Raw genomic sequence first — 1,415 nt, forward strand, 5'->3', positions numbered from 1 at the left:
GAGCTATAGTCAAATCTGGTGTATGAGCATTTTCTGACATAGATCAGGCGGCGGTCTGTTGATCATCCGGCAGGGTTAGGTTAGCCGGTATGCCATCGATAAATTTCACCCCTGCAAAAAGCTGCAGGACTTTCTCTGGAGCATAAATCCCAATCCAGCGTTTTTCAGCCTGCTGCAGCATCTTGAAACCCAATCCCAGAAAGCTGCTGCGTGATACACAGTTCTTCGTCCGGGTAGTCCGGTGGCGTACCGTAGCGAAGGTGGACTCAATGGCATTGGTGGTCCGGATATGCCGCCAGTGTTCGGCCGGAAAATCATAGAAAGCGAGCAATTCAGCCCGATCTTTTTCCAGTTTAGCCACAGCCTTGGGATACTTTGCCTGGTAATTGCGCACAAACACGTCTAGTGCTTTTTCCGCAGCCTGGCGATTGGCGGCCATCCAGATTTCCTGCAACGCTGCCTTGGCTTTGCTCTGTTGGGCTTTGGGAAGTTCGTTGAGAATGTTGGCGGTCTTATGCACCCAGCAGCGTTGCTGACCAGTTTCGGGATAGGCTTCATCCAGTGCGGCCCAAAACCCCATGGCACCATCCCCAATGGCGAGCAAAGGGGCCGTCTCCAGACCGCGCGCCTGCAGGTCACGCAGGATCTCCAGCCAGGAAGCTTTGGATTCGCGCAGGCCGTCACTGACACTGACCAGCTCTTTCTTGCCCTCTGCCGTCACGCCGATAATCACCAGCAGGCAGATACGCGGATCCTCCTCCGCACGGAGGTTCGTATAAATACCGTCTACCCACCAGTAAGCATAGCGCTTTCCCTGTAGGGAGCGGTGTTGCCAATGGGCATACTCTTGCGCCCACTCCGCCTTGAGACGTCCCAACACCGCAGGTGAAAGTCCCTTGGCCTCATCACCCAGCAAAATGGAAAGGGCTTCCTGCATGTGGCCGGAAGACACCCCATGCAGATAGAGCCAAGGTACTGTAGCGGCTACCGTTCGTGATTTGCGTACATACGGAGGCGCCAGTACCGAATTGAATTTGATCCCCGATCCTGAGCGGTCCCGCACCTTGGGTACTTTGACGGGTACCGGACCCAGAGCGGTCATGATCTCGCGCTCCGGCAGATGCCCATTACGCACGACCGCCTGACGCCCATCAACCATCCGCACCGTAGCAAATTCTTCCAGCAATACCGCCACCTCTGCCTCTATGGCCTGCTCAATCAGAGAGCGTGCCGCGCGTCGAAGTATCCCTTCAATGCCCAGACCCAACTCTCCCATCCCACCTGCTATTACGGTATTCTTTTCCACGGCGTACTCCTTATGTTGCTCTTTGAGTCGGAAACCCTTTGTAGCAACAGTACGCCACCTCATTCAAGCCAGTTGTAACGCGCCCGTACACCACTTTCGAGCATAGCTC

At 55.3% G+C, this 1,415-nt stretch carries 1 protein-coding gene; it reads right to left on the reverse strand.

The features are described from left to right. Positions 1-43: 43 nt before the first annotated feature. Entirely contained in the window at positions 44-1,276 is a 1,233-nt protein-coding gene (locus HAP95_RS10365) for an IS256 family transposase (RefSeq protein ID WP_226832717.1), read from the reverse strand. Positions 1,277-1,415: the final 139 nt, after the last annotated feature.

It is taken from the genome of Acidithiobacillus sulfurivorans, assembly GCF_018853815.1.
Taxonomy (GTDB): Bacteria; Pseudomonadota; Gammaproteobacteria; order Acidithiobacillales; family Acidithiobacillaceae; genus Acidithiobacillus; species Acidithiobacillus sulfurivorans.

Excerpts from the sequence above, each read along its gene's own strand:
- HAP95_RS10365 (WP_226832717.1), bottom strand. The coding sequence starts at position 1,276 with ATGGGAGAGTTGGGTCTGGGCATTGAAGGGATACTTCGACGCGCGGCA.